Annotated in this window: 18 protein-coding genes; 6 read left to right on the forward strand and 12 right to left on the reverse strand. The window is 58.5% G+C overall.

The genetic code is table 11. The features are described from left to right. The first annotated feature begins 96 nt into the window (after positions 1-96). Positions 97-1,701 (forward strand): glycosyltransferase family 2 protein, encoded by a 1,605-nt coding sequence (locus tag ACLD7X_RS03025; RefSeq protein WP_412007206.1) that lies wholly within the window; start codon positions 97-99, stop codon positions 1,699-1,701. Here the strand turns inward: ACLD7X_RS03025 and ACLD7X_RS03030 are convergent. After that, entirely contained in the window at positions 1,658-2,581 is a 924-nt protein-coding gene (locus tag ACLD7X_RS03030; protein WP_411421984.1) for a hypothetical protein, read from the reverse strand. The two genes, ACLD7X_RS03025 and ACLD7X_RS03030, sit on opposite strands and share 44 nt — an antisense overlap. 708 nt (positions 2,582-3,289) lie before the next feature. On the opposite strand from ACLD7X_RS03030, the gene ACLD7X_RS03035 reads away from it, so the two are divergent. Next, positions 3,290-4,231, forward strand: a complete 942-nt coding sequence (locus tag ACLD7X_RS03035) for a hypothetical protein (RefSeq protein ID WP_411421986.1) — start codon at positions 3,290-3,292, stop codon at positions 4,229-4,231. Between the two features lie 178 nt (positions 4,232-4,409). Here the strand turns inward: ACLD7X_RS03035 and ACLD7X_RS03040 are convergent, their stop codons facing one another. The 4 genes from ACLD7X_RS03040 to ACLD7X_RS03055 all read right to left on the reverse strand — a co-directional run bounded on the left by ACLD7X_RS03040 (position 4,410) and on the right by ACLD7X_RS03055 (position 8,193). Then, entirely contained in the window at positions 4,410-5,078 is a 669-nt protein-coding gene (locus tag ACLD7X_RS03040) for a hypothetical protein (RefSeq protein WP_411421987.1), read from the reverse strand. Between the two features lie 589 nt (positions 5,079-5,667). Then, complete coding sequence (locus ACLD7X_RS03045) at positions 5,668-5,886, reverse strand: hypothetical protein (protein WP_411421988.1); 219 nt, start codon at positions 5,884-5,886, stop codon at positions 5,668-5,670. Between the two features lie 209 nt (positions 5,887-6,095). Beyond that, entirely contained in the window at positions 6,096-6,866 is a 771-nt protein-coding gene (locus ACLD7X_RS03050; protein ID WP_411421989.1) for a hypothetical protein, read from the reverse strand. Between the two features lie 502 nt (positions 6,867-7,368). Beyond that, a complete protein-coding gene (locus ACLD7X_RS03055) occupies positions 7,369-8,193 on the reverse strand; it encodes a hypothetical protein (RefSeq protein ID WP_411421990.1) in 825 nt (274 codons plus the stop codon). Between the two features lie 708 nt (positions 8,194-8,901). On the opposite strand from ACLD7X_RS03055, the gene ACLD7X_RS03060 reads away from it, so the two are divergent. Continuing rightward, positions 8,902-9,645, forward strand: coding sequence for a heparin lyase I family protein (locus ACLD7X_RS03060; protein WP_411421991.1), 744 nt, complete (start codon positions 8,902-8,904; stop codon positions 9,643-9,645). Between the two features lie 848 nt (positions 9,646-10,493). Further along, positions 10,494-10,868: a hypothetical protein gene (locus ACLD7X_RS03065; protein WP_411421992.1), complete on the forward strand. Its 375-nt coding sequence runs from the start codon at positions 10,494-10,496 to the stop codon at positions 10,866-10,868. A 9-nt stretch (positions 10,869-10,877) separates the two neighbouring features. Here the strand turns inward: ACLD7X_RS03065 and ACLD7X_RS03070 are convergent, their stop codons facing one another. Then, positions 10,878-11,792, reverse strand: a complete 915-nt coding sequence (locus ACLD7X_RS03070; protein ID WP_411421993.1) for a glycosyltransferase family protein — start codon at positions 11,790-11,792, stop codon at positions 10,878-10,880. 194 nt (positions 11,793-11,986) lie between these two features. Between ACLD7X_RS03070 and ACLD7X_RS03075 the strand changes: the two genes are divergently transcribed. Then, complete coding sequence (locus ACLD7X_RS03075) at positions 11,987-14,278, forward strand: glycosyltransferase (RefSeq protein WP_412007205.1); 2,292 nt, start codon at positions 11,987-11,989, stop codon at positions 14,276-14,278. Next, entirely contained in the window at positions 14,278-15,210 is a 933-nt protein-coding gene (locus ACLD7X_RS03080; protein WP_411421995.1) for a glycosyltransferase family A protein, read from the forward strand. The genes ACLD7X_RS03075 and ACLD7X_RS03080 overlap by 1 nt, the downstream gene beginning before the upstream one ends. On the opposite strand, the gene ACLD7X_RS03085 is transcribed toward ACLD7X_RS03080, so the two are convergent. The 6 genes from ACLD7X_RS03085 to ACLD7X_RS03110 form a co-directional block, all read right to left on the reverse strand. Continuing rightward, positions 15,153-16,775: a glycosyltransferase gene (locus ACLD7X_RS03085; RefSeq protein ID WP_425625055.1), complete on the reverse strand. Its 1,623-nt coding sequence runs from the start codon at positions 16,773-16,775 to the stop codon at positions 15,153-15,155. The two genes, ACLD7X_RS03080 and ACLD7X_RS03085, sit on opposite strands and share 58 nt — an antisense overlap. Before the next feature lie 48 nt (positions 16,776-16,823). Beyond that, positions 16,824-18,068, reverse strand: a complete 1,245-nt coding sequence (locus ACLD7X_RS03090) for a KpsE/RkpR family capsule polysaccharide export protein (RefSeq protein ID WP_411421997.1) — start codon at positions 18,066-18,068, stop codon at positions 16,824-16,826. Between the two features lie 229 nt (positions 18,069-18,297). Next, positions 18,298-19,089 carry an ABC transporter permease gene (locus ACLD7X_RS03095; protein ID WP_412007202.1) on the reverse strand — a complete coding sequence of 264 codons (792 nt, stop codon included), beginning with the start codon at positions 19,087-19,089 and terminating at the stop codon, positions 18,298-18,300. Further along, entirely contained in the window at positions 19,086-20,108 is a 1,023-nt protein-coding gene (locus ACLD7X_RS03100; protein ID WP_411421999.1) for a hypothetical protein, read from the reverse strand. The genes ACLD7X_RS03095 and ACLD7X_RS03100 overlap by 4 nt, the downstream gene beginning before the upstream one ends. Before the next feature lie 41 nt (positions 20,109-20,149). Continuing rightward, on the reverse strand, positions 20,150-20,707 hold the full coding sequence (locus ACLD7X_RS03105) for a DUF1997 domain-containing protein (protein ID WP_411422000.1): 558 nt from the start codon (positions 20,705-20,707) through the stop codon (positions 20,150-20,152). Further along, positions 20,704-20,889, reverse strand: a 186-nt coding sequence (locus ACLD7X_RS03110) for a hypothetical protein (RefSeq protein ID WP_411422001.1), incomplete at its 5' end; no start/stop codon positions are given. The genes ACLD7X_RS03105 and ACLD7X_RS03110, both read right to left, overlap by 4 nt.

Here is a 20,889-nt window from a genome sequence, read left to right on the forward strand (position 1 = left end):
GCAGCCTGAGATACTGCCGCACACCCTAAGCCTTGCTTGAGAGCGGTTCCGCCCATCCGGGCCACCAGACGCCCACCACCTCCAGCATCCGCCTCCATGGGCGCCCTCACCTTCCCGAACGCCCCTGACCTGGACTGGTTGCCGCATGGCAACCGAGAGCTCATCCAGGCCGCCAGTCTGATCAGGCATCGTCAGGAGTGCGATGCCCTGCGCATCCTGATCGTCCTGGCGGATAGCTCACCCTGGCTGAAGCCCCTCTGCCGTTCCATGGCCCAGCATGCGCTGCTGGCCAAGCTGGAGCACCGGCAGCCAGCAGCGGTGGCGATCACCCAGGGCTCCTGGGACGAGCCTGACGTGTGGCTGGCCCATGTGGTGGAGCATCCCACTCACACCGTACGCATCAACACAGCGGAGGAGCCGGCCTTCCGCCTCGCGGCGCTCTACCAACTGATCTGGGATGCCCAAGTGAGCGTGGAGCTGAGCCTCGATGAGTACGCCGCCTGCCAACTGCCGGGGATGCTCACCGCTGATGAGCATCAGGTGCTGATGCCGGGCGGTCAGCTGGTTCACCTGAATGGCCGTGATCAGGGAGTTCCGGCCCTCGAAAGGCCCATCCGCCTGACCCTGGCCCGGGAATGGCTGCTTGCCTGGCGGCCATGGGGCTGGCTGTCGTGGATCGGGACATCGGTGCAGCATCAGCTTTCGCCGACAGAACTGCCGCGGCATTGGCTGCAAGCCCGTGCCCTGACGCACCAGTTGCTGCTCGAGGAACGCCGACGACTGAACTGGGAGATGGAGGCCAGCCGCCCAAGGGAAGCTGGCCTCGTCTCCATCGTCATCCCGGTCTGGGGTGCCGGCGATCAACTGGCCGGCTGCCTCCGCAGCCTCAGGCAGATCGCAGCCCAGCCACAAGTTGAAATCATCCTGGTGGATAACGGCAATACCGACCCGGCCACCTGTGCGGTGCTGTCTGAGGCCCCCTACCAGGATCGGCGGGTGCGCATGGTGCGCAACCCGAGGAACTACGGCTTTGCGCTCGGCTGCAATCTCGGATTCAGCGCTTCTCGAGGGCAGCACGTTCTCTTCCTCAACAGTGATGCCCAGGTCAATCGTGATGCCTTGTCCCCTTTGGTCGAAGCCCTGGAAGACCCGAGCTGCCGTGCGGCCCAACCGGCCCTGATCACACCAAGCGGTCGGATCCAGTGCCTCGGAATCGTGTTTGGATCCGCCAGTCCTCTGGGGATAGCGCTCCATGCTGGAGCAGCTCGCGATTCAGCCCTGATGCATCCACGCCGGGTACCGGCCGTGACCGCCGCCTGCGTGCTGCTGCGTGCCTGTGAATTCGCGGCCGTGAAGGGCTTTGATGTGGCCTACCTCAATGGACAGGAAGACACCGATCTCTGCCTACGATTGACGGCAAGGTTCGGTGGCAGCTGCGCGGTCGTACCGTCCAGCGAGGTGATCCATCCCGAGGGTTCCAGTCCGGGGCGGTATCGGTACATCGAGGCGAATCGCAGCCGGATGATCGCGCGGTGGCCCATTCCAGACAGTGGATCACTCGAGCGAGCGATCGAGCCCGATGGGCTCAGGCTGGTTGGTTTCCGGTCGGTTGACAGAGTCGATCGACCTCGCTGGCTTCACGCACCCCAGCCAGTCCTCAGGCCTGACGCAGCAGTGCCATCTGCTGCTGAAGGTTGCTGAGCAAGGTGACCAGCCCGGCGTGCATCTTGCTTTGAGTTCGAGAGCACTGAACAGCCTGCTCCAGTGAGGTCTGAATCTCCTGCTGGTTGGCCTGCAGTTCCGCATGGCGTCGCTGCAGTTCATGAAGCTCCTCCTGACGGTCGCCGATGGTGGCCCGAAGGACATTGGCTTCCTCCTCGCCCTGGTGCAGTTTCTCGTGCAGGCGGCGCAACTCGTCATGCATCTGATGAATCTGCTCCCCGAGCTGTTCACGCACCCAAGCGGAATCGATCAGTTCAGCCTGGGCGGCACCGAGATCGACACCGAGCTGTCGGAGCTCTGCATCAAGACCAACCGAGCATTGCCGCATCCGCAGCAACTTGTCCAGGGACACAGCGTTTTGCAGCCGCATGGGATAGGTCAGGTCAGGGCTGCGGTCATCAGCACGAGCCGCCAAGGGGTGCTGCTCAAGTGCCTGATAAGCAGGAAGAACACTGGGCTGCTCCCGGAGGAGCTCCAAAGCGATCAGGGCATCGGTCGGAGCAGGCTGGGGTCGAAACCAAAGGTCGGGCTCCGCTCCAGATGTCTCCAAGGCTCCTGATGCTGTCTCTGCAGAGGCGGTGAGAACCTGAACTGCCCAGGTGATGAGACGGGGCATCGAGCACAGCGAAATGTTGACGAGCCGAAGAGGAACTGAGGGCTGATGGAGGTTGAGCCTGGAGGCAAGGGAACCGATCTGCTCATAACTGCTGGCCAGGCTTTGGCTGTTCTCCACAAGCCACGGGCCAAGAACGAGGTCCGGGGGGGCATAAAGCAAGAGGCGCGGTCCGGGGGCCTGCTCAACATCATCAGGGTCACGGAGCCACTCCACAGCGACATCGGCAAGCTCGAAGGCCCTCACAGTCCGCCGAACGGACTCTTCCCCCAGCCCATGGAGCAGGGCGGGCTGGGGGAGGATCTGGACAGCACTGACGTCGCTAGTCAAGGGAGGTCATCGAGAAGCAGGAGAGGTTGAACAGTAGGGGAAAGCGGCTCATGGCGCCGCCGCCCTCGAGCGACACGAAACGATGGCAGTGGACCTCATCGGCAGGCAGTCCCTGACGCGCCGCTCTGGGCAGGCCTGAGACTGCTGAGACTTGGTGGCGGGGCTCTGCCATCCAGAGGACCCATGGGGAACAGCCGGGGACTGACAGCGGCAGAGGGCAAGGGGTAGAAGGGCGCACAGGGCAGACATGACGCAGGGCCCCAAGCAGAAATACTTGCCACACCCCCACATGACTGAGATTCCACCCAACAGGCCAACGAGGAGCTACACCAACGAGGAGATACACCGTGCATCAGCCAGACAGAATCGGCCTCTCAATGGATCTGGAATTCAACAAGGTCACCGGACAAGGTCAAGGGAGAGTGCACAGGCAGTCCAAAGACCGGGTGCCCTGAACAGGGCCGCGTGGGGTTGACTCCAGGAAAAGACGACCGAAAAGTATGGACAAGGCGCAGATCCAGACAACAGCCATGACATCACGAAAGGGCAACAAGCTCCGCGCCAAGCCAACGAAATAGCCAACGATAGCCCCCATGATAGAGTCTCAAGAATTCAGCCAAAAGAATGGACGCAACAGCCACTGAAGAGGGGGGCTTCCGCTTTCACATAGAGACCCATAAAGATCACAAGCTGGTCACCCTCCAAAACCAAGGAAATGATTCAGTCCCGGAAGGCGAAGTCGCAAGACAGCTCTCCAGCCTATTCATCAATAGGACCGACTCTCGGGCTCAGGCTTACTCAGACTGCTACAATCTTGGCGATATGCTGCTGTTCAACCTCAGGCACCGGCCCGAGAGCGACAGCAAATACCTCTCAAAGCTATTAATAAACTCGAAAAAGTCGCTACGCTATCCAGGAACGATCGCAAGTATTTACTACCGTCTATATTCGGAAGATTTATCAACCACTCGTCACCCATGCCTCCAGGGCCTGAAACAAGCCATTGATCAATATACAGCCAAGACCCTTGATGGCTCAGCACTAGGCAGCCTAACAACAGGCGACAAGTCACTGCTTATTCATTTTCGACTCGGCGACCAAGGCCTGGTCGAAAGACGCTACCTAGCAGGACTAAGGGATATGATCGAACGACTTGGCATCACCCATACCTACTGCATCACCGGACTTCACAACCACTGGGTATCCGCAAAAAGCAAAGGTCTTCGCAAGAGCGAGTATGTAACTCAAGATGCAGAAGTGGCTAGGGCCACAATATGCAAGTCGTTCGACGACTCAATGGATCGAATATTCGAATATCTACCCATGTCAGCGTTCATCATCGCAGAGCCTGATATACATATCTGCCTGGGCTCCAGGATGAGTCACGTAGCGATACACAAAGGAGGGTTCTCTGGACTTCTCGCAGCGACGGCACCACAGAACCTCTATTATTTCAAGAACAGCTGGAGCCGAAAATACCTAGGCGAAATCGTTGCCGAGAACCGCAGGGCCGGTATCAAACAGAATGTAGTGGAGTTGCATGGTGAAACCATCTCAAGTGAATAGTAACCAGTATCTCGTGAAAGAAGTGCCAGCAAAGACCATCCCATTCTTCGATCTGGTCCACAATCGGTGAGCCAGGGCCAGTTCAGGAACGAATCGAAACCATGCGATCCAACTTGTATAGCATGACGAAGGCAAGACGAAGCCGTCGGCAGCATTCAAAACCAGGCAACAAAAAGTACTAATTGGCCACAAACCAACTGCGATCAGGCGGGTAGTTGGTCAACATCCAACCGACTAGAAAACACTCCTGCCAAGGCTTCAGCCTAGACCTTTTAGTCTTGGTAGCACCAGGCATACCGCTGAGAAGACATTGATACTTACCTGCTATGTGCAGATTCTCCTGATGATAGCGGTCTCGAATGGCCTTGACTTGCAAAGCAGACAGCCAGTGCTTTCTGCTTCCCAGGAAGGCTTCTGAGAGCTCGAGGTTTCTGCGGATTGAAGACTCAAAACGCCTCAGATAGAAACGCTTATAGCGATGATAGATTTTGAGGATATTCTCACGGTCGGTTCCAGGGACTCCGTTCAGATAGCGCTTCATGACCAAGCATTCGACGGGATGGGTTGTATTCCACCTTCGACCCCGATCGCTTGGGAGGCTCTCTTGAGGAATTCCAGTTGTTCGACCAATGAAGCTCCTTGGGAGATCCTGATCTTGGACGAGGTCTTGGTAGCCAATGACTTGAAGATCAAACAGTGACTCCCAAAGCTCAAGCTGCTTGAGGTAATCAAACAGATGGGAGCGCTGACGCATTAGATCATCAACGCTGCCAGCATAACCGGTCTTGAGGATAGTGTCGCTGTAATAGCTTTCAATAAAATCTGCCTGATCACGCAGGCATGCCACTATCTTGACGCGAACTCCACTCAATAAATCCCTAAGGCGCTGAACAAGACGAGCCTTGTGCTCCCACCTATCCTCCGTGGACGAATCGCCAAAGCCGACTCGCCAAAAGGGCTCCGCACTTATAAGTGTAGACGCATGCCGAGTATGCTCGCGAACAATTGTTTGACACATTGCAGATATCTCAGCATCACCGAATCTTGCCCTCACAGCCGACGAGTCCATCGATCTGGCAAGGTCGAGATGCGCGTAATGATTACGGGCTCCCGGCATGAGCTCTGAATAGCTTGGATACCAAATACCCAGCCCCTTAAGCTCCTCTCGATTCTGACTTAGGTATCTCTGTATGGAGGTAGTCCCAGTCTTGTGAGTTCCAATATGGATAATAACTTCTGGGAGCGTCATACGTTGATTCATTATTGCCAAATTAGCACGGGTTGGCTTGAGCCAGGTTGGATTGATCCGATGGTACGGATGGGCCATCCTGGCCGTCCGCGGTGAATCCGAGTGAGATCGGGGAGGCTTGCACTGCTGAAGGTGGTGAACCCCGCCTCAAGCCGCCCAGCCAGTTGCCAGGCCCAAGCATCGGGCGTCACGCCGGCGTCAGGGTCGCCAGTGCCCGACGACAATGCTCCGCCGAGATGCCCCCCTCCTCTCTCCAGCAGGGCTGCATCATCCTGGAGAGGCTCAACATGGCCGCCGCCTCAGCCAGGGCCCTGTGCTGGTGCCACTGTGGCTGTTCCCGCTGCTGGAGCTTCGGCTGGTCCTGCACGTGCCTCATGTCCATCTCCTGCTGAACGACCAAGGTCAACAGTGACTGTGCATGGGCAACCTGGCCAGAATGGCCAGATCGGTGTGAAGGATGCAGGCGGCCTCCAGCACCGCCCGCTTCAACTGCTGACCACATGGAGCTGGCCATGGCATCGTGGCGAATCAAGCATGACCAAGCTCGGGCTGGCGGCCAATCCACAAGCCTTCAAGGCGTCTCAATCGCGTCACTTCTTATAGACACTGCCGAGGTTAGTTTCCAAACGAGGTGACATCAAACGACACTATCTCATCCCGATAACGGGCCAAAACAGATTGCAGGGCAGCATAGGCCGGGAACTTTCGTGAGTGACCAACAACCTCATCCAGGGATTTGTCAATCTTCACGACCAACCTTGTGATGAGCCCGGAAAGCGAGTAGATGGAATCAAATTTTGTAAGGTTGAAATTCTTGTCGTGGAGAAAAGTCATCGCTCCACGCCATGCCCTACCCTCCCCAGACGCAGAAGCCATTACGATATTATCCCAGTCTCGTACAAGCTCAGTCATTCGGCTGGCCTTGATCTGGCGACCAAGAATTCTGTCTAACTTGGCCAGAAATGACGCCCGATCTACTTCTTGGCTGCTACACATATCCTCATAGAGGACATGATCGCAATTGCGGCCTTGAGCCTTAGTTCTATAATACAAACCCAAAAGCTCAAACCACTTTTCATACTGAAGATCAATGGCTTTCTCGCAAAGCAGGGCGAGCTCGTCAGCATCCTGAGGCAATCCTGTTCGACTTCTTGCCTTATCCAACTTGCCGAGGACATGGGAGGCGATGCAATAAAGAGGGTTTCTCGTTAACAACAAAATGCCTCTTGGATCCACTAAGTGCTCAACAAACAGGCACCGTACCTCGTCAGCACTGTGCGCCTTGTAAGCAACGATCCGGCTTGCATCTACATGAGCAAGAACATCTCCGTAACCCTCTAGACCATACGAGTTGTTGACCAAGGGAACGTCACGTGAGTTATCCATACAGCCCTGCGTTGCGCATCCCGTGACGTACTCAATGATGAAGCGACAAAGATGATTGCCGGATCGCGGAAAGCTCGCAAGGATGAGGGGTCTCATTGGATTTGTGCCAGGGACAGAGCCGAATCTACATAAATACAATAAAACATACTCACCGGAAAGAGAATAAAAGAAGTCCCAAGAGGCCGAGGGCCTTCAAGCCCTCAAGCCGCCTAAGTCAAGGGGAGTTTACTATAGGAATACATGGCGGCTTTAGGCCTCATGGCTTGGTACTCTACAAGAAGCTTACTGGCAGTCCCTGTCGAAGTGAACGTCATCAACTGAGCCTCTCGTTTTAGGAGCCCTCAAAACGAGCAACTTGACACAGGAACGTGCTGTGATCGGCAAGCGAAGTCTAAAACACGCTACAGATTCCCAGAAGGGCTCACGCACCAAGGAGAATGTCCATGTGTGGAAAAGACGCAAACCATTTCCACCTCGACTTTCTCGCATGAATCAAACACATCTAACCATGCCAGGAAGAGGGAACAAGACCAACGAATTCGCCGAAGACAAATTCATACACGTGTGACAGTCCAGCCCTAACATTGCGCCAATCCTCTATTTCAGGCCTTGGAAGCTCATCACTCTTATTAGGGTTAGCATCTAATACAAAGTCAAGCTTCTCCATCTCAAGGAATAAAGCGAGTCTTTGAACCTCCGCACTATCAAACAGGGTCTCATAAAAGCCGAAGAAGACATCCTCTCGCGGGAAGGCCGCCAACAAGTTCTTGACTGCGAGATCATACCTGGCTCGCTCAGAATACTGAGGGACATGGAGGCTATTTCGGAAGAGGTCGTAAGCACTTTTGTTGCCACCACGATTCGCACTTTTCATTGCCTCCATTTTGCATTGCGACCACATCCGCTCTACTGGTTCACGCATGAGAAACACAGCCTTAGTTCGATAAGGGATAAACTCTCTTATGTGGCGCAGCTCAACATCGCTCAGTATTGAATATGATGGAGTTATTTCGCCCAAGACTTTATGATGGGGCTTAAGCCGCCTACGAAAGAAGGCCAAATAGTAATCCTCTCCACATTCCATCGCAATTCTCTCAAATGCATCACTTTTAATCATCTTTTCCCCGTGCTGCTTTAGGAGCTTCTCAAGCTGAGCGGCCCTATTTATTGGCCTGAAGAAGCCTGGATGAAAGCGGCGGTCCCAATAATGAAGCTCCTTGATTGGCGACATCATGACCTCCCTCTGAGCTGCAAGCTGCTTATAGAGCCAGCTAGTGCCACATTTTTGTGCACCAACTCCAAGGAGAAAGATTGGTTCGTTCGCCATTGGTCAATACGCCTCAGAGGTGGGACCACAATTTGGTCGAATTGCCCAAGGGTCCTGCAGAAGTCAGTGTAGGAGAAGACATGCCCATGAGTCAATTTACTGGGGAGGAAACTACTGAAACTCCAAAAGAAGATAAGACGATGTGTGGTTCAGAGCATTAGAAGCAAAGAGATGAGCTCTTGGCCATAGTCTTAAATCTTAAGTCGCATTTAATTTCCAACTGTGCAGCGCTACTATATTGTTCCAGTCGACAAGGAGATGCGAGGAAACTTGCGTCTCGATTCAGCAATTCATGCCGGGAGATTAAGCCAGGTTGAGCCGAGTGATGCCATCAGAAATGCTGCCTATAAAGACTTGATGCTATTCAGCTAACTGGCGCTGGCTGATCATGCAGGCTTTATCAATCGATCGCGGCAGCAGAAGCGAACCAATCAGTCGTTGGCTCTTCCCCGTGCAGATTCCTGCGATCTACTGCACCAAATAATTGGCATGATTATCTACAAGCTTCAAGCCTGCCGCTGCCGTACAGCCTGAGCCAGCCGGGAAGGGCCCAAGGTCTACCCTTGACAAAGCGAGAGTCTTCCATACTATAGCGAGAATTGACACGTCAACTCATACATGGAAAGGTCTAGGGCCTTGAAATCAGATCGTTCACAGAAAATAAGAGAGCGGGAGACTCCCCTACTCCAATCTCTGCTCCCTCGCTGGATGCGAAAGGATAAATACAATCGTCGAGGTGTCAAGCCATTCTCCATCACCGGGGAGGGATTCATTAGTAAGCCCAGCAAAGCGGGTCCAATCGGTCGCGGAGGCAATTATATCGAAAGAGGCTCTGGGGCTGCGCTGTTCTTGTTAAAACAAGGAGGCGCAAATGTCCCTGTTGTCAATGGTGCCCCCGGGTCAAGGTATCTGTCCTTCAGTACCAATGGTCGCGGCAGTGATCGCGATCGCTCCGAGTATTCTCCCACTCATTATGGATTCAAGAGCTCCGGATATTACAAGTTTGGCAAGTCCTATAATCTCAGCTTTGACCTTCGCATTCCCAACAGTTCTTCTGCCACAAAAGGATTTTATTACTTGGCTCAGTGGTGGCAGGGTAATGGTGTAGGACCTGTTGCTGGAATAAGGCTCAAAAGGGGAACTTCGCATACACTTCAATTTGTCAAAAAGGGTACCGCTCCTGGCGCACCCAGAGGTGTGTCAATAACGGATGTGATTACAAATTACTCTCTGAAACCAGGGGCATGGCAGCGGGTAAGCATCAACTACAACATTGATCCCTTGAATAGTGGATTCTTCAATATTGCAGTCGACGGAAAGGAGATTGGTCGATTTAGTGGAAATATTGGATCAAGAAAGCCCCCGTTCAGCTATAGGGTAAAGTTTGGCATCTACAAGCAGAGCGAACAGTCCCTATTCCAGGCGGATTTCGACAACATTGTGCTTTCCTAAGAATTCTCTGGGCAACAGGGGGGGGGTAGAGAAGCAGCTGAACAAGCGCCTCACCGCCCCCCCCCCGAGTTCAAGGCCAGGGTCGCCAGGGAGGCGATCAGTGGCCGCAAGACGATCCAGGAGATCGCCGCTGATCACACCATCCATCCGATCCAAGTGTGAGGTGGGTGAGCAATCCCATGCGCCGCATGGATTTGCTTCCCCTGCCCGGTGGATCTCAGACTGGTCATGGAAGTGGGTCAGATCTCGGCGATTGACATTAGCCACATCTCCCTCCAGAAAGGATTTCTGTACCTGGTGACGATCGTTAATCTCTTTTCTAGTCATATGCTCAGCTGGAAACACTCCAAGAGCCTTGACACGGAATTCTGCCTGTAGGCTCTGAATATTGCGTGGAAACTGGCCGCAAGCCTCAGAGCTTCCACTCCGACCAGGGATGCAGTTCACATCGACGGACTTCGTGGCCAGGCTGCAGCAATCCAACAGCAATCCAATCTCCATTCAGATGTGCCGGCGTCGACACAAGATGGGCAAAGGCAGCACAAACAGCGCACAGCCCTCAGCTGAATATAAACTCCCGAGACACTTCGGACCTGCCATCAAAACAATGGCGCAATTCTGAGTCGTTCCCTTCCATCTCTCGAAGTCGCCGATCCCGGTCCGACATGATGTAATATGCGAATCAAGTCAACCCTGTGAATGGAGTTAGGGCATTGGCAGTGGCAAAGTCAAAAACTGGCCCATCCCAGAAATCCAGTAAGGGCAAGCGATCCAACCGGTGGTTGGCACCGTTGCGGCGGTTCACCAGATTCCTCACTCTGAGACCGAAGCGCTCACCGCATCAACGCTTGGCTGAGCTGCTCGACCAACCCGCCAAGCGCACGCCTCAGGAATGGAAGGCCTGGCGCAAGGCCACCGTGGAGCGTGTCAAACAGCTGCTGGCCAGCAACAAGGGCGTTGTGGCGGCCCGGGAGCTCAGCCGGGCCATGCTGCAGGATCCCGAGTTCCCCGTGTTTCAGGAGCTGATGCAGGAGGCCATCAGCATCAAGCTCAAACGCGATGTGAAGGCTGGCCAACCGGATCCCTGGGCCGATCTCCCCAAGGACCTCAGAGCCCAGGCCCTGCAGCTGGAGGGGTTCCAGCTCTATGTGGAGGAAGTCGAGCAGATGCTCAACAAGGCCGGCTTCCCCCAGCTTCCAGCTCCCCGACCCAAAGCGAAGTAGCCCGGCCGTTCACGTCGACGCGCAGTCCGTTTCACAGAGCCCCAGCAGCGTCTCCGCCCGCGCTTCGAACGAGTGGTTCTGCGCGGTGATCCGGCTCAGCCTCCTCAGCAGCCCAGGGCTCGATCGGCACGCCAGGACCCGCTCCAGGGTCGCTGCGGGCTCGTCTTCAGGCCCGTGCACGAGCACCCCCGCACGGAGTTCCTCGGGGCAGCCGGGGGCCATGTCGGTGATCACCGGCACCCCGCAGGCCAGCACATCAAAGACCCGGTTGTTGAGGTAGCCGAAATCGCGCATGGCGCCGTGGTGATCATTCAGCACCGCCAGGCTCTCGGCATAGAGGCCTGGCAGGGCATGGTTGCTGATGCTGCGATCCTGCACCTCGATTCCATAGGCCTCCCAGCCGCTGCCGATCACCGTCAGAGGGAGCCCGCTGCGAGCGAAGGCCCGCACGATGGGACGGTCAACCCCCCGGGTGTTACCCACGAACAGCAGCCCCCGGGAAGGCCACAGCGGCGGGCCTGGCTTGCGGAAATCGGTGGCCTGCAGAAGCGTGTGGGTGGGCTTACCGCTGAGGTAGGCCAACCGCTGGCGATCCTGGGCGGAGGCCACGAACAGCCGATCGTAGGCCGCCAGTTCTCGACCACTGACATCGAGCGGCCAGCTGATCTGCCAGAGCAACCGGGTGCGATAGGACGCCTGGGCCAGCCACTCCGCTTTGGGCCGGAACTTGCCGCGTAGCACGAGCAGGCCTGTATCAGGGGGTGGCGCGCTGGCGCGCTCGTAGGTGTCCCGGAACAGCAGCCGGCTGCCCACCCCCCGGGTTCGAAGCGCGCGCTGGAGGCTCTGGGCAAAGGCCACGTCGCCCCATCCCGCCAAACCGCTCGGATCACTCGGCGCTGCCACCAGCAGATCGAGATGTCTCAAGCGGGGCGCGAAGATGGGGCTCCATCCTCACCCGCCTGGCCGCCCTGGACGTCCATACGCGCCTCAACCTGGAGCTGCTGCTGCACCGCCACTACAGCCTGCCCGGAGTACGCCGCTATGCCTTCACCCCCGGGCTGGATCGGATGCTGCTGGTCAGCATCGGCTCGTGGCCAGCCGATCCGTCGCCTGGAGTGGTGATCACCTCCCCGGAGCTCCGTCCTCCGGAGGCCCGTCCATTAGCCCCTGACCTGGAGGACGCCATCGGCCTCCTGCCGCTCAGCTGGGCTCGGGGCCTCGCCCAAGACAGCCCGCTGCGGACCGCGGCGGACTGGTTGGCGCATGGATCGAGCCCCTTGAGTCTGGCGGCGCTTCCCTGGTCGTCCTGCAGGGACACGGCTGCCAACCTGCCAGCCGTGGAACCCCTGGTGGAACCACGGTCAGCGTCCGCCCTGGCGCAGGAGGTGGACCGTTACCGGCAGACCCTGCTCGCTCCTGCCGCCAAGGACGCCGAGATCGCCGCCGTGCTGGATGGGCTGCAGCGCGAGCGGCGTCTGCGGCATCGCATCGACCCGCGATGCTGGCCTGGCCAACGCTGGCGGCCCGCTCTCGAGCCCCGGAAGTGGCTGGAGGCTGGGAGGGAGTGGAGCCCTGAAGAGGCCGACCAGCTGGCGGCCCTGCTGCATCAACTGCCCGAGCCCGAACAGCCGTTCTTCGCCGGCCAGCTGGCCGAGGCCCTGCCCGCCTGGCTCGCGGCCGAACCCCAGCAGGCCTGGCGCTGGAACCTGGTCGCAGCGGTGATCGGCGGGTTCAACACCCGGGATCCGGCCCTGCTCGAACAGGGTCGGAAGCTGCGCCAGCAAGCCGTCAGCCTGGCCCTCGCGCTCGAGGCCCCGATGGATCGCGCCACCCAGCTGATCCGCCTGCTGGATGTGGAACTCTGTGCCGAAAGCTCCGCGGCCCTCACCAGGCTGGCGGAGGCCATCGACAGCGTGGGCGAGCAGATCGAGCAGGCCTCGACCAGGGGCGATGGGGCGCGGCGACGACTCCTGCAGCGTCAGCTGGCCGAGGCCCTGCGGGGCGCTGGCGGCAATCTCCAGTTGATGCAGCAGGTGGCCTTGAACCTGAATCCCGTCAGTTGCAGCCAGCTGCCCCAGCGGCTTCAGCCATCGGCCTGCCTGCAACTGCTCAAAGGCGTGGTCCTGCTGGATACGGCCACCGTGGATGACCTCCCGGAGGAGCGTCAGCAAGCCCTGGTGATGCTGTTCGAGCGGCTGTTGCCGCGGGTGTGGTGGCAGGCCGATCTGTTGCGGGTGCTCCTGCGGGATCTGCGCCGCTTTTGCCTCGACCTGGGTTGGCTGAGCGGCCCCAACGCGGCCCTGCTGCCGGGCCTGCTTCGGCTTCACCGTCACCAGCTGCCTCCCCCGAGTCCCCCCGGGGTCGACAGCGAGGCGGACTCGGATCCCACCCTGGGCCTGATGCGGCTTCAGCTGCTGCTGTTGCTGCGCCTGGGCGGTGCCCTCAGGGATCGGATCAAGCTGTTGCGACGGGTGCAGGAACTCTCCCCCGGAGGTGCCGCGCGCTGCTGGCTGGGCGGCGATGAGGCGCCGTTGCTGGAGGCGGCCTGCGCCGGCCTCGGCAACCACACCGTGTCCCTGCTGAGGCTCTGGGCCCAGGAGCGGGGTGTTCCCGCGTTGCTCCCCCTGCTGCCGGATCAGGGTGGGGTGGCGGCAGCCTTCGACGCTGTGCTGGATCACTGGAGGCGCCATTTTCCCCCCGCTGCGAAAGCCAGGGCCAGCGCCTCGGTGGCCGTGGTGATCACCACCCTGAAGCCCGATCTGAAGCGGCTGGAGCAGGCCTTGGAGTCGCTGTGTCTGCAGACCCTCGTCCCGGCGGAGGTGGTGGTGGTGGATGACGGCTCGCCTGAGGCAGTCGCCGAGGCCCTTGCGCAGCTGGTGGAGCGCTACCGCAACGAGCACCACCTTCCCGTCAGGCTGATTCAGCAGCTCGCCAACAGGGGCCAGTACGCCTGTCGCAATCTGGCGATCGACGCCACCACGGCGGAGGTGATCGCCATTCAGGACGATGATGACCTCTCCCATCCGCTGCGGCTCGAGCGCCAGTGGCAGGCACTTCAGGGCGGAGGCCTGGCCAGTTATGCCCAGCACATCCGGCTCGATGAAACCAGCGGCAAGCCACAGGCCGATGGTGATGGCAGCAGGGTGGTGGGGGATGGCATCACCACCCTGATGGTTCGACGCAGCACGGCCGTGGCCCTGGGAGGCTTCTATCCGGTGCGCTCCAGGGGTGACGTGGAGTTCCGGAACCGACTGCAACGGCGGTATGGCGAAGCTGCCCTGCACTGGCTGGAGCAACCGCTGTACCTGATGCGCGGAGCGCCCACCACCATTTCATCGGGATTCGAATACGGCTGCAGCCTGCGCCTGCCGACCTGGCGCCGCCTGATCCGGGAGGGCTATCTCGCGTGATGCCACGGCATGGAACGGCGACGGAATCGGGCACGCAGGAGGCTTCGGCCGACCGATCGGGTGCTCCGGTGCTGATCGGTCTGACGACCATCCGCGGTCGGGAAGGGGCCCTGAAACGCACCCTGGCCAGCCTGCTGGGCCAGATCCCACCAGGGGATGGGCGGCCCGTGGAGCTGCACCTCTTCCTGTCGCATCAGCCCTACCTGCTGGATCAAGGCTTTGCCGAGACGCCGGCGTTCATCGAGCGGCTGATCCGGCGCTCACGCCGGGCACCGGTGCGGCTGCACTGCCACTTCGTGGCGAACACAGGCCCCTACCGCAAGCTGCTGCCGCTTCTGGAGATGCTCACCGAGGAGCAGCAGGCGCTGGATCCCTACCTGATCACCGCCGACGACGACACGCTCTACCCCCGGGACTGGCTGATCCGCCTGCTGGAAGCCCAGGAACGCCTCCAGTGCGTGGTGGGGTTTCGTGGGCGCCGCATGGTGATCGAGCAGGGCACGATCGCGCCATACCACAGCTGGATCAAGCATGATCCCTCCCTGCTGGAACCGCACCCCCTCACGGTGCCCACCGGCAAGGATGGCATCTGTTACAGGCTCAGCCAACTCCACGCCGGAGTGCGCGACACCGGCCGAGCCCTGGCCCTGGCTGGCCATGCCGACGATCTCTGGTTCAAGCACCACACCCTGATGCTCGGGGTGCCGAGTGCCCTGCTGAACCCATCGCTCCGGCTGGAATTTCCCGAGCTGACGGCCTCCGGACGGCGGATCCGCCCCTCACGCCCGAGCGGCCCGATTCACAGCCTGTTTCTCAGCATCAACAAGAGTGGAGGCAATGATGCTGTACTGCGTCGGCTGGTGGATCCCACCATCTACCCCCTGGTCGAACCATCACCTGAACCGTCAACGGAACAGCCCACCGAAACGTGATCCCCCATCGAGCCGGGTGAAGGCGCCGGCACCCCGTCCACGATCCTCACGGTCCGGCCAGCGAGCCGATGCCGCACAGCCGCGAGCATCGAGGCCTCGGCCGATCCCAGCCACGGGACAAAACCCAGCTGATGGGCACCGTCACACGCCACCCCGCCCTCGGCACTGAACGGGAGCTCCAGCAACACGTGGTGACAGATCACGCCCTCGGGACAGCCAAGAACGGCCAGCCGATGGCGCAAGCCAAAGGGAATCCAGAGGTGCAACGAATGGCTCTGCGCCAGCCGGCGGATCGCCTCCAGCCAGCCGGTGGGCCAGTGCGGCGTCTCAGGCCTTTCCTCAACGAACTGTTCGGCACTGTGAAGAATCAGATGCAGCTCAGCGTGGTCGCCGTCGATCTCAAGCAGCGACGCAGGGTGAACAGCAAGCCAAGCCTGATCACAGGCTGCCGCACCCAGAGGGCTGCCCACATCGGGCGAAGCGAGCTCATGGGCACGGTACTGGCGGAGGCGCTCTGCAAAGAGCAGCTGGCGGTAGTGACGCAACCACAGCCAGTGATCGGTGATCGAGCGCGAACGGGCCCGGGGCTGCTCGTGCCGCAACCAGGGCTTCGGCCCGGCGAAGTGGATCAGGGAGAGGCCCTCGACACAACCTTCCAGATACTGGACCAGATACTTGATGTTGCAGTTGAAGTTGATGGGCAGCAGCTCCAGGGGTTGATCGGCCAGCAATTGATTCCAGATCTTCTGATCGGCAAACCCATCCAACAGGGGACAAGCTGGCTGGCCGGCACGGCGAATCAAGGCAGCGATCCGATCCAGAAATGTGGCTCCGAGCGCCCAACCAGGCAGCGAGAGCACACCGGAATTGATGATCGGGCGCCTGGTGTGGGAACTGACCAGTGCGTAGGGCCTTGCGCCGCAGTCCACCACGGCCCGGAAGGGCTCCCCCGGTGCCCACAGGGGATCGAGGGGGCCGACGATCAGAACATCCGAGTCCAGAACAATGACACGCTCGAAGTTCTGGAGGGAAAAGGCAAAAATGTTGAGGTAGCCCAGCAGGCCGATGCGCTCGCGATTGGGGGAGTCGGTCGGCAGATCAGAGGCCCAGTCAGGGTTCGGGACATCGAAACGAACCCGTGCATAGATGGTGGCGAGCTGCTGCTGGTGAAAAGGAGTCAGCGAGCCATCATGAAAGACGACAAACGGGCTGGAGAGATCCGGATAGATGGCGAGAAGCGAGAGCAGCAACGCTTCCAGGCCCGGATAGAAACGGGCATTGGCCACCGTGACGAAGGCCACAGCCGTTCCGGGGTTCTTGGCCTCCAACTGACCCAGGTGTCGCTCGGGAAACCAGTGCCGAGGCTCAATGGGCGATAGATCGTCGCCACCCAGGGAGTGAGGCTCGTGCTCGGGTGCATCCGAATGCCAGCAGGCCAGATCGAGCCGTCCATAGGGAGGCTCCAGGGGCCGCAATCGCTCTGCCGTGAGCTGATCCTTGAGATGCTGAAGTCGCTCGCGTAAGCGATCACGCTGGAGACGAGCGGCATCGCGTTGGGAACGCAACCGCTCGATGTCGTCCTGACTTGGTTGACGGCGCCAAAACAAGCGCTGTTACTGCCGGCGGGTGATGCCCAGAACGAAACTCGCCATCCCCCAGCCGACCAGGATCAGGCCAACCATGGAGAGGAAACCCTTCCAGCGCCAATCCAGGGACTGCATGGCCGGGACTTCGGGATTGCTGAGCAGGACAAGAAACTTGAGCTGGCGTTGACTTTCGAGCCGGCTGTTATCGGCGGCCAACTGGGCAGCCTTCACAGATGCCTCAGCAAAGGCGACTTCCGTTGTGAGGTTTCTGGACTGGTTGAGCAACTGGTTAAAGTTCATCGCATCAGGCCCAACCAGCTTGGAACGTTCCTCCTCGATCTGATTCTTGAGTTCAATGATCTGGTCAGTCACATAGATGACTTCAGGACTGCTTGGATCCAGGAATTGACGACGCAGCCTACCCTCTTCCACCTGAAGATCGACCAATCGTGTTTCCAATGCCGTGATGTAACTACTGGTGGCAGCAGCACGGGCCTCAGGATTCACATCGCCTTGAGCATCGTTGAACGAGGCCAGATCGAGTTGGGCCTTGGCCAGACGTTGGCGAGCAACATCAAGTTCCTGCTCAGCAAATCGCTGCTGATTACGACTGATATTCTGATTGGAAGTATTCAGAAAGTTTTCAGCTTCGTCGAGGAGAAGACGGTTAAGCTTGTAAGCTGTATCAGCCTTCAAGCCGGTTGTCGTCATCTGAATGACGCCAGTGAGGTCCTGCGGAACAACAGTCACTTGGCGACGGAAGAAAGCAAGCTTTTGGTCAAAGTTTGCGGGCGTTGGCATGCCGGCAAAGGGATCGAAACCTGCCCTGGCATAGCTGACCTCAGGTTCCAGCTTGACGAACACACGCTTCATCACCTCAGGAGAAGTGAGATAGACAGCCAGAAAGCGGCCATCTTCAAGGGATCCCAACATGGTGGGGCCTGCCAGCACTGTGCCTAACAATGAAGGCGTCACACTGTTGGGAGCCTGGGGCAGTCGAACAATGAAGTCAGACGTGACCTGGTAACGGTTACGACCAATAATTCCAAAATATAGAATGCCACCAAGCAGCACGATGGCCGAAATTCGCTTGGGACCAGGCTTCAACCAGCGGAGTTGCTCCCTTGAAAGGCTGGGTAACTGAAGACGTCCAAGCAGGCCAGGATTACGACCTGCACCGCTTCCGGGATCGCCCGGAAGCTGCCCCACATTAGGAAGCTCATCTTCGGCCACACCAATGGCACGAAGAACAGCGGAGAAACTGGCCGTCACTCGAGACGCCAGGCGACGGCCAGCATCTCCAGCCGCAAGGCCCAGGCGAGCCAAACGATCCTCGAAGGAAGCACGAGAGTCATGCCTCGAGGAGCGTCGAGAACGGCCACCCAACAAGGGCGCCGCAGCAGAGCCGTGAGCTTTCATCCTTGGGATCCTAACACGAACAACAATCCCCGCTCACCATTAAAGCGATTCAAAACTCAACTGGCAAGGGCCGACCAGAATATCAATCCTCATCTGAAAGCAGAAGGGATTCATTGTTGTCATAGATAAAAAATCCAATGCCGATCAAAAAAACGGTTGACCAGATAAGGTATGCAGCAGAGACACCAGGTATTGGGTAATCAGAGTTGAAGGAATGTCGCAACAGCTCAATTCCATGGGCTAGGGGGTTCCAGAGAATCCAGCCTCTGAAAATATTTGGAATTGCGCTGATCCCAAAAAAGATGCAGGATGTGAAGAGAAGCAGCCTCCGCACAAGAACCCTCGCGAGGGATGCAACGAATGGTAGGCGATGACCGACGATCAAAGTTACCAATCCGACCCCAAACGCCAGAAGAGATAGCATCAAAAAGTAAAATATTGCCAATCCAGGCTCCTGCACCACAGGCTTCCATTCATAAAGATAGGAACCAAACACGAATGCAAGGAGCAAGACCGCAAAGACCTGCGTGTCAAGTAAAGCCGAACCAAGCAGAGAGTCAATCGGCCTGATTCGGCTGAAATAGGTTAACTTTGCATTCTTCTTAACCCCCGTGAGGGCCTTGATGGCCACCTCCGAAAACATGAAGAAGCCAACGAAACCAATGGCAAGCCAAAGAACTGGATTGATGTAGTCAGGCTGCAAGCCACCTTGGGTACCAAAGAGGCGAAAAGCCATGAATGTTGAGATAAAGACGAGAGGTTCGACGAACATTCCGGCAATACCCATTGGCCCCTTTGAAGAGCGAAGTCGCATATCCCGCTGGGCGATAGCGTTCACGATTCTGATTTGCAACAAGATTTTCTGGATGATCACCGCATCAAGCCCCGAACATCCTTTTGATCACCGAAGCCATCATCAGAAGAAACGTCTCCGCCATTATCATATTGGCGGTAATCAACCAATTCATTCATACTTTCTTCGATCTCTCCCTGGAGATCGGAATGCTGACGAATGGAGCGACTCAGAGAGCGGTCTTTGCGAGCAGTCCGCTCTTCAAGCGCAATCTTATTGCATTCCGCAAGATCACCCTTGAAGACAATTTTACCATCCTTGAGAACAATTCCTTCGTCACAGTAATCCACAGCAAAATTCTGGGAATGAGATGCCTCAGCGATCAGGGTTCGGCCAAGCAGGCGACGATCCACCAGTCGCTTGACCTGCTCCATGAAGGGCACGGCGGCCCGACAATTCCAGCCTTCCCAACGCTGGACGGGGTACACCTCAAACTGGAAGGCAAGACTGACAGCCAACTTGAAGCGATCGCGCATTCCAGATGTGTAGGCCTCTATGGGCTCATCGAAGAGGTCACCGAGGTCGCAGAGTTTCTCGATGAATTCCATCTCCTTCCCATCATCATCCAGCGAACCATAAATGGAGATCAGGAATTCAGCATTCGCCCTTCCTGTTAAGACAGGCGTGAGGGGCATGCGTGATCCGATCGACCAAGAGGAGGTTCCACCCACCAGAATTTCACCACTGGTGACCTGTTCATGGCCAGCCAGGCAGTTCAGAAACGCACGGCTGTTGTCCAGTGTTGGCGCATAGACGGCCAGCCGAGTACCGGGTTCGATGGTGATGGACACATCATCGAGCACCACAACGGATCTGCCCCCTCCCGTCGAAACGCGCTTCGTGACCCTGTCGAACACCACCATGCCGGCGGGGAGTTCATGGGGCAAGAGCTTCGGGGTGACCGTTGGTGGCTTGACGGCCTTCGTCAACACGAGCCAGCCAAACAAACGGCCCCCATGGTAACGGGGGCTGGCAATGGGTTCCACGGTAGGGCGACCGGCTTGATGATCCGCAAGCCGGTCGCGTGGAACCACGGCCATGGCCTTGGCCCAGGCATGGGCTGGCGGGGGCATCGCCAAGCTCACCCCACTGGTCCCGCCGACCCCTGTGGCGCACTGGCGAGACTGCGCTCCCGGTGTCGCCGCAGCCACCCCTCAGCCCGGCGCCGCAGGCCTTTCTGACAGCGACCCTCCAGGCGATCAAGCAATTGGTCCAGACCCAGATGGAGCGCCGGGCTGGCCACCAGAGCCGCCGCAGGCAGATCCGCCCAGACCATGGCCTCGGCTACGAGCACGGCGGAGCCTGACTGCAGGGCCGGGGCCAGGCTCGCCTCAAGGCCAAACGAGAGATGGTTCTGCCACTCACCCAGGCCCTCAACGCGGCTGGCCACCTGCTGGATCAGCAGCTCCGCTCCATCCCAGCAGGCCCTGAGCCGCGTCCTGGGCTGGAGTGTCAGGCCCGCCACGCCATAGGGCTTTGAAACGTAATCGAAGAGGTCAGGTCCGCACTGCTGCAGGCGAGACGGGTCCAGGAGACCTCGCAGGGGGCGGATGGGCCGCCCGAGGAAAGTCTCCAGCTCCTGTTGGCTGACGGGCGGCTCGAGCTCCACCTGGCAGTGGCGCCGCCGTTGCAGCCTCATGGCCGATCCGCCGAAACCGGCTCTGGCCCCCCTGAAGGAAGCAGATCCTCCAGCTCACAGACCGGGAAGCGGTTGATCGCCCGGAGGGCGGCGCGGGCCTTGTCGCGCAGCTGCTGGGTGACCAGTTCGCAGTAGGGCACCTGAGCCAGCAGGTCGACGGTGCGGCGGAGCACACGCACCAC

It is taken from the genome of Aphanothece microscopica RSMan92, from assembly GCF_046613545.2.
In the GTDB taxonomy this organism is placed as follows: domain Bacteria; phylum Cyanobacteriota; class Cyanobacteriia; order PCC-6307; family Cyanobiaceae; genus NIES-981.